Source organism: Pseudostreptobacillus sp., assembly GCF_977040545.1.
The window spans coordinates 1-7,619 of the sequence record NZ_CDRRBS010000057.1 but is presented as its reverse complement, the minus strand read 5'-3'; the positions used below and the strand labels follow the sequence as shown (position 1 = coordinate 7,619).

At 26.9% G+C, this 7,619-nt stretch carries 10 protein-coding genes, 1 tRNA gene and 1 pseudogene; all 12 read right to left on the bottom strand.

Annotated elements, in window-relative coordinates:
- Window positions 1-1,405 (bottom strand): methyltransferase regulatory domain-containing protein (locus ACWYO2_RS04015; protein ID WP_455515208.1); only part of this gene is annotated, 1,405 nt, incomplete at its 3' end.
- 66 nt (window positions 1,406-1,471) lie between these two features.
- Window positions 1,472-2,179, bottom strand: a complete 708-nt coding sequence (gene rplA, locus ACWYO2_RS04010; protein WP_455515207.1) for a 50S ribosomal protein L1 — start codon at window positions 2,177-2,179, stop codon at window positions 1,472-1,474.
- A 59-nt stretch (window positions 2,180-2,238) separates the two neighbouring features.
- Window positions 2,239-2,673, bottom strand: a complete 435-nt coding sequence (rplK, locus tag ACWYO2_RS04005) for a 50S ribosomal protein L11 (protein WP_455515206.1) — start codon at window positions 2,671-2,673, stop codon at window positions 2,239-2,241.
- Between the two features lie 55 nt (window positions 2,674-2,728).
- Window positions 2,729-3,331 carry a transcription termination/antitermination NusG family protein gene (locus ACWYO2_RS04000; RefSeq protein ID WP_455515205.1) on the bottom strand — a complete coding sequence of 201 codons (603 nt, stop codon included), beginning with the start codon at window positions 3,329-3,331 and terminating at the stop codon, window positions 2,729-2,731.
- Window positions 3,332-3,342: 11 nt separating this feature from the next.
- Complete coding sequence (secE, locus tag ACWYO2_RS03995) at window positions 3,343-3,549, bottom strand: preprotein translocase subunit SecE (protein ID WP_455515204.1); 207 nt, start codon at window positions 3,547-3,549, stop codon at window positions 3,343-3,345.
- A 26-nt stretch (window positions 3,550-3,575) separates the two neighbouring features.
- Window positions 3,576-3,650: transfer RNA gene (locus ACWYO2_RS03990), tRNA-Trp, on the bottom strand.
- A gap of 10 nt (window positions 3,651-3,660) precedes the next feature.
- Window positions 3,661-3,810 (bottom strand): 50S ribosomal protein L33, encoded by a 150-nt coding sequence (rpmG, locus tag ACWYO2_RS03985; RefSeq protein WP_066896901.1) that lies wholly within the window; start codon window positions 3,808-3,810, stop codon window positions 3,661-3,663.
- A 106-nt stretch (window positions 3,811-3,916) separates the two neighbouring features.
- Window positions 3,917-4,348: pseudogene (locus ACWYO2_RS03980) on the bottom strand (PDDEXK nuclease domain-containing protein); the annotation flags it as partial.
- Window positions 4,349-4,360: 12 nt separating this feature from the next.
- Complete coding sequence (locus ACWYO2_RS03975; RefSeq protein WP_455515203.1) at window positions 4,361-4,948, bottom strand: DUF1016 N-terminal domain-containing protein; 588 nt, start codon at window positions 4,946-4,948, stop codon at window positions 4,361-4,363.
- 133 nt (window positions 4,949-5,081) lie between these two features.
- Window positions 5,082-6,263 (bottom strand): hypothetical protein, encoded by a 1,182-nt coding sequence (locus ACWYO2_RS03970; protein ID WP_455515202.1) that lies wholly within the window; start codon window positions 6,261-6,263, stop codon window positions 5,082-5,084.
- A gap of 142 nt (window positions 6,264-6,405) precedes the next feature.
- Entirely contained in the window at window positions 6,406-7,155 is a 750-nt protein-coding gene (locus tag ACWYO2_RS03965) for an IclR family transcriptional regulator (protein ID WP_455515201.1), read from the bottom strand.
- 49 nt (window positions 7,156-7,204) lie between these two features.
- On the bottom strand, window positions 7,205-7,619 hold a 415-nt coding region (locus ACWYO2_RS03960; RefSeq protein WP_455515200.1), incomplete at its 5' end, for a branched-chain amino acid transport system II carrier protein.

Genomic DNA, 7,619 nt, shown 5'->3' with positions numbered 1-7,619 from the left:
TTTTCATTTTATTTTGAACTTTTTCAATTATTTTTTCTTTAGTAGTAGGCTGTTCCAATTCTTGCATGATATATAAATCTACTATATTAAATAAATCACTCCGTATCATTAGATTAAAATAATCTGCCATTTCTATATATTTATTATTTTCTGATATACATAATTCTATATATTTAATAAATTTAGTTGGAATATATGTTACATTTTCTTCAAATTCTATTTTTTCAGGTTTATTTAAAGAATAATAAACTTGATTTGAAATTATAAGATTTATCAATAGTGTACAAAATTCATCTACTAATTCTTGGTTATCTTTGAATTTATTTTTAAAATCTTCAATTTTAAATATTTCATATCTATTTTCTTTTATATATTCTCTCATATCTTCATTTACTATGCTCTCAATTTCAGAATCTGTCATATTAATACGGAAATAAAACTGTTCAAAAATAGTTTTAGGTATAGATTCTGTCGTATTTATTATTTTAGAGTTCTCACCTTTACAAACTAAAGATTTTCTAAAATTAGTATAAAAAATATAATCTATACATTGTTCTTTTATTATTCTATCTCCTAAAGTTAATTCTTTAATTTTTTTTATAAAATCCTCTGAATATTGGCTTATAAATGATAATCTTAAATTAACATCAGAAACATACTCAAGTCCCTTGTTTCTTACTCTATCAACAAATTCATGTAAATATAATGGATCATTAAAAGTTTCTAGATACTCATGCGCCAAATAATAATTATCTTTTTCAAAAACTTTATCAGTAAAAAATTTAAAACTTTTTTTATCTTCAATCGAATCAGCAGTAGTTAATGATAAATCTAATATTTCATTAATTATAGCTTTTGATCTTTCTACTTTTTCAATTAAAGGTAAGTTTTCGTGATATTTATTTGCATAAACCATCATTTCTCTTAAAAGAGAACCTTTTTTCCAACCAGGATAAGTATTATATGATACATACCCTATACCATTTTCATTTAAATTATTTTTGAATATTTCTAAAATTTTATCCTTAACATTATCCGGAACCCAAGAATATACTCCATGAGCTGTAATATAGTCAAATTTACCAAAATCTTCATCTATATCTAGAATATTTTTAGCATAAAGTTTAATATTATCTAATCCAATATACTCTATAATTTCATTACCAATTTTAACTTGCTCTTCTGATAAATCAATACCAACAAATTTAGACTCTGGATTAAATAAAGCTTGTGATATCATATTACCACCAAATGATGATCCCAATTCTAAAAAGCTACAATTTTTTGAATCTGCAACATTTAATCCTAATAAAGTAGATACTGACTGTAAAAATACAGGTACAGAAAAACTAAAAGGTTTTGACTTATATAATAATTCATTATAAGAATTTTTTATTTCTTCCATTTTACCTCCATAGATAAAAAGAAAAACGCAAATAATTGCGTTTCTCAATATAATATTAATTTTCTACTATTTAGCTACAAAAGCTGCCGCTAATATTGGATCTATTTTAATTCCAGGACCCATTGTTAGTGAAATTGCTACTGTTCTTAAGTATTGACCTTTTGAACTTGCTGGTTTTAATTTAATTATTTGATCTAAAGCAACTTTAAAGTTTTCAACTATTTGTTCTTCAGTAAAGTTTACTTTACCTAATGGTAAATGAATAGAACCTAATTTATCAACTTTAAATGCAACTTTACCTTTTTTAAATTCTTCTACAGTTTTAGCTACATCAGTAGTAACAGTTCCTGATTTAGGATTAGGCATTAATCCTTTAGTCCCTAATATTTTCCCTAATCTTCCAAGCTTAGGCATCATATCTGGAGTTGCAATAACTAAATCGAAATCCATCCAACCTGCTTGTATTTTTGAAATATATTCATCATCTCCAGCAAAATCTGCTCCTGCATCTAATGCTTTTTGTATATTATCTCCTGAAGTTATTGCTAATATTCTAACAGTTTTACCTGTACCATTTGGTAATGTAACTGTTCCTCTAACTTGTTGGTCTGCATGTCTAGGATCTACTCCTAATCTAATTGCTAATTCAACAGTTTCAACAAACTTAGCACTCTTAGTTTCAAACACTAAATTTAAAGCTTCTTCTGGTGTGTATATTTTTAATTTATCTACTTTTTGAGAAATTTCATTATATCTTTTCCCTTTTTTTGACATTATATTTTTCCTCCTTTGTGGTCATTGAATTTATATCTCCCACTTATTTTCAATATTAATTAGTCTTCTATTTTAATTCCCATACTTCTTGCAGTACCAGCAATAACTTTCATAGCTGCTTCTACAGTAGCTGAGTTTAAATCAGGCATTTTAGTTTCAGCAATTTCTTTTAATTGAGCTGTAGTAATTTTACCTGCTACTTCTTTAACTGAATTTTGTGCTCCTCTTTCAACCTTAGCTGCTTTTTTCAATAAATCTGATGCAGGTGGAGTTTTTAAAACAAAACTAAAACTTCTATCTGCATAAATTGATATTTCAACTGGTATTATAAATCCAGCTTTATCTTGAGTTTGTGCATTAAATTGTTTACAAAATTCTGGTATATTTATACCTTGTGGCCCTAATGCTGACCCTACTGGTGGTGCTGGGTTAGCTTTTCCAGCTCCTAATTGTAATTTTACTTTAGCTACTACTTCTTTATTATTCTTAGCCATTATATTTTTCCTCCTTTGTGGTCATTGAATTTATATCTCCCACTGTATTACAATATTATTTTACAAATTTAGTAACTTTATTCATTTCAAAAGTTAATATTGTAGGTCTACTTCCTATCAATGTTTCAACATTAACTTCCTTTTTAATTAAATCAATAGAAACTACAGTTCCTCCGTTTCCATCTTCGTCACTTACATAATCCCCAACTTTATAATCAACTTCATCATAAGATTCATCTGATTTTTTCATTTTAGCAAATATGTCTTCAACTTCTTTATCACTCATAGGTAACGGATCAGAACCAACTCCTACAAATCCCATTACACCATTAGTGTTACGTATGATATACCAAGCTTTACTGTCAACTTTATAATTCACACTATCATCATACTGTTCTCTGGTAGTTCTCATTTCAACCATTACATAACTAGGAAAGATTTTTCTTAAAACTTTTTCTTTTATTTCTTCTCCAGTTCTTTTTTTGATTTTAATCTCTTCAACCTCTTCTTCAGGAACCAATATTCTAAACACCTTATCATTTAAACCTTCTGAGATAATTCTCTTAGTTAAATCATCACGTACCTTTCTTTCGTACCCTGAATAAGTATGGATTAAATACCATCTATTAACATATTGTTTTTCATCTACATTTGCCATAGATACACCCCCTACTTAATTATTGATTTGATAAGATCTGAAAATCTTGTCATGATGCTAGTAAAGCTAATATCAAATATTAATATCATTAAAGAAATAAATAAAGTAATCAATAATACTACTATTGTTACTTGTATAACTTCTGGCACTGTTGGCCATTGTACTTGCTTATATTCAGTTATAATCTGAGAAAGCAAATTTTTCTTTTCTTTTTTCATATATTAACTCCATATCTTAAAAAAAATGGCAGGCCAGATAGGACTCGAACCTACAACATTCGGTTTTGGAGACCGACGCTCTACCATTGAACTACTGGCCTATTCTATTAACTACTTAACTTCTCTATAAAGAGAATATCTTTTCAACACTGGATTGTATTTTCTTAACTCTAATCTTTCAGGATGAGTTTTTTTGTTTTTAGTTGTTACATAGTGTCTCAACTTTGTTTCAGTGCATTCTAAAATAACTTGTACTCTCATTGTTTATTCCTCCCAATATAAAAATTTGTATTGGTAATACAGATACTGATTTCCAATCAGCTTGTATATTTTACCATAAACCAAAGTCATTGTCAATAGCAAAAAGTTATTCTTCTATTTCCCCAACAATGTCTATATATTCTTTTAACTTTCGTTGTAATAAATTCTTATCTATCAATTTTAATCTATATTCTGATACCATTGTAGGTGAAAGGCTCCTACTTAAAGCAAATTCTACTACTTCATCATCCTTAGATGTACAAAGGATTACTCCTACACTTGGATTTTCGGTCTGTTTCTTCACTTCTCGATCCAGTACCTCCAAATATAAGTTCATTTTGCCAACATATTCTGGTTTAAACTCTCCAATTTTAAGTTCAAACGCAACCAAGCAGGATAATCCTCTATGATAGAATAATAAATCAATATAGTAGTCATGATTTCTACCCTGCACCCTGTACTCATTACCTATAAAGGAAAAATCTTTTCCAATTTCTAATATAAAGTTCTTTATGTTATCAAGAATTGCCTTCTGAAATTCTCTTTCATTTCAAAGCTTGGGAGCATCAATGAATTCCAATACATAACTGTCCATAAATAAATTATGTGTCTCTTGTTTTGCTCTTTGTATAGCAGGTAAATCATTACTATTTGAAAGCATATAACGTTCATAATAGCCACTGTCCATCTGCCTTACCAACTCTCTATGAGTTAGATTCTCCTTAATTGCTAAGTTAATGTAGAACTCTCTTTCTTCTTTACTTTTAGATCCAGACATTATTTTCAAATGATTAGACCAACTCAATTGTGTCAACAGCGTTGACACTTTTTCATCGCCACTGTACAACTCGTAGAATTGCTTCATCCTGTAAAGTCCTCTGCGATTAAATCCTTTCAACTCAGGATAGTTTGTCAAAAAAAATTCTGCCACATTATCAACAAACCTAGAGCCATAGGATGCTTCCTCCGTTTTTTTACTAATATATTTCCCTATCTCTTGATACATTAATATCAGTTCTTCATTAACTTTTCTATATGCACGATCTTTTGAATTTTCTATAATCGTAATAATTTCTTCAAATGGATTACTGTTTTTCTTTGTATTTATATTTTCTAAAAAAGTATTTTCATTATCCATAAGTTCCTCCTAATTTCCTACTTCCCCTACAAAAAGATTATAGATTTTTTTAATTTAACCATCTCGTTCTTTACATTATAAAAATTTAATACAAATATAGAGAGTCTTTACTCTCTATATCATATTAAACTTATTAAAATATGTAATTAAATCCAAATGAACCATAAGGAATAAATCCTTTTTGCCCATATTCAGACCAAACATATTTAACTCCAAGTTCAGGAATTATATTAAATTTATTTATTCTCCAGTTATATCTAAATCCTGAATCTATAGACCAATAAAGGTTAGTTTTTACTTCATCATCTGGTTTTATTATAGCTGTACTTGCTCCTATTCTTCCCTTTAATAAAGCTTCAAAATTCATATAATTTACCTTAGTTCCTACTCCAGCTCCATAGTATATGTGATGTATTGTAATTTTTTCAACATTATTATTTTCGTTATCTAAGTTTTTTATTAAATTTTTTACATGTAATTGTTCTTCATCTACTTTAGTGCGTATTTTACCTTTAAAATCTTCTTTATCTTCATTTTCATGTAATTGTGCTACCTTTTTAAAATCTTCGCTTATACTCTTGAAATCATTATTTTTAGAGAAGTAATTATAAAAATGTTGGAACGCTGTTTTAACTTTATCATCATCTACTTTTTTAGTTACTTTATTATATGCTTCATTCAAACTTAAAGGTCCTGCTTTTAAATCATTATTACTGTCTTTTTTATCAGTATCATTTTTATATGCTTCACTAATAGCTACCATTACAAATATAATATTACTCGCCTCTTTATCTAAGCTATCACTATTGATAGCATTTTCTAATTGAGCATTTGCTGTTCCAAATCTACTACCTTGCGTATTTAAAATATTCAACAATTTTCTATAAGCATCTTTTCTTGTAACCTTTTCATTTAAAATTTTATCAATTTCTTCTTCCTTTAAAGATTTTACTTTTTCTATAACTTCTGATATGTCACTATTGTCTTTGATATCATTATAAACATTTTTCAAATTCTCTTCTCTTTTTAAGTAAGATTTTAATTTATTTATTTTACTATCATCATTTTGAACTTTTTTTATATTTTCATATCCTACAAAAGCTTCAGCACTAACTTCAACGTAATCATTTACTTTATAATTTCCTTCAACATTTTGTTCAACCATATCATAGCTTGCTTTTGTTTTTAATGATACATTTTCATGTGGTTTTACATTAATTTCTAAAATAGGTTTTAACCCTTCCATTTTTATATCAGTTCCTACAGTAGTTGCCAAGATAAGTTGCGGCAATAACATAATTGCATATTTTTTCATAATCTCTCCTTTTATTTTTTATTCTAATTAATTCTACCACAAGGAATTTAAATAATCAAACTATTTTATAATACTTGTTTTACAATAGTTCAGATATGTAAAAAAGAGAACAATTATTTTTAATAATCATTCTCATTTATTTTTAACCTTCATAACCTAATTTTTTAGATATTTTTTTAGTACATTCCTTTACCTTTTCAACATAAAAACTCTTAGGAATTGTATCATCAAGAGGTATTGATATACTTATAGCTCCTACAACCTCTTTTTTATCATTAAATATAGCAGAACCTATACAATATAGTCCTAATTCATATTCTTCATATTCAACAGAATATCCATTTTTCTTGATTAATTTCAAATTATCTATAAGAGTATCTAAATTTACTATAGTTCTTGCAGTATATTTAATAATTTCAGTTTGATTCCAAATATTTTCAACATCTTCTAATGTAGAATTAGATAATATAGCTTTACCAGCTGCTGTACAATGCATAGGAGCTCTTCTTCCTATTTTTGACCATTCCATAATATGTGAACTATTTTCAGGAGAAAACTTATCTATGTATAAAATTTGATTACCATCACGTATAACCAAATGTATAGTTTGATTAGTTTCAACAGCAAGTTTTGTGATGTAACTTTTTGCCGGTTGAGCAAAATCAATACTTTGTACTATTCTATTACCAACTCTAAACATTTTATAAGTCAATGAGTATTGACCTTTTTTATTTTGTTTAACATATCCATTTTCTTTTAAAGAATGTAATATACGAAAAGCTGTAGTTTTATTAAGTTTACTTTTTTTACAAATTTCAGATAAAGGAATATTATTCCCTCTTGAAAGTATCTCCAATAAATTCATAGCTCTATCTATAGATTGTACTATCATTTAAAAACCTCCAATTTCAAAAATATTTACACCAGTAAAATGAATGATTTTATTTTTTAATAAAATACAGTCTTTTCCTAATAATTAATAAAATATATAAAGTAAATGTAGGTATAAACCAAGCAAATTCATATTTACTAAAAGGAATATAACTAAGAATAATATTTATTACTTCTAAATTAAGCCCTAATTTAGGTAATATAGAAAGTAATGAAAAAGAACATACCACATAAGTAGTATATCTATATACTAAAATATCCCCATCAAATATTTTATCAGTTAACGTCAAGAAAATTATCCATATAGTTATAGGATTCATCAGTAATAATAAAGGTATTGTAAAACTCAATATATTATTAAGTCCAAAAATTGAAACTATTGTAGAAACAATAGTCCACAATAATAACCATTTATAATAACTTATTTTACTATTTTTTTTATAATAAAACTCACTAATACACGTT